Origin of the sequence: Clostridium sp. ATCC 25772 (assembly GCF_001573875.1) — a bacterium.
In the GTDB taxonomy this organism is placed as follows: Bacteria; Bacillota; Clostridia; order Clostridiales; family Clostridiaceae; genus Clostridium_J; species Clostridium_J senegalense.
Map to the genome: position 1 here is coordinate 1 of NZ_LFRG01000213.1, position 533 is coordinate 533.

At 23.5% G+C, this 533-nt stretch carries 1 protein-coding gene; it reads right to left on the reverse strand.

What is annotated here, in order from left to right:
• Positions 1-520 (reverse strand): diguanylate cyclase (locus AZI32_RS17645; RefSeq protein ID WP_157451000.1); only part of this gene is annotated, 520 nt, incomplete at its 3' end.
• Positions 521-533: the final 13 nt, after the last annotated feature.

Sequence of the window (533 nt, forward strand, 5' to 3'; positions counted from 1 at the left end):
CTCCACGCTGATGACCATAGTTATCATTATATAATTTAAAATAGTCTACATCTATCATAAATACTGATATTGGAACATCTTTAATTTTTACATTTTTTTTATATAGTTCTAAATACCGTCTATTATAAACATTGCACAACGGGTCTTTCATCGATTCATATCTAGATTTTTTCATCTTTTTATATACTAGTATAATAATTCCAATTAAAAACAAATTGCTTATTATTATTAATGTGCTAGTTTTTTTCATAATACTTATGTCTTCTTCTTCTTTTATCTTGTTATTCAAATGAAATTCATATTGCTTATTATTTATTTTTGACATGTCCAATTCATTTTTATAAAATTTTTGTACTAATTTATCATATTCATAATGGTTTTTTAACTTTTTATAAATTTCTATCCTTTCCTTTATAGAAAATTGGCATATATATATATCCCCTTCTTTTTTACCATACTCCTCTAATTGCTCAAAGTACTCAATAGTTTTACCAATATCTCTAGTTTTCTTAAAATACAATGCATATGCCCTA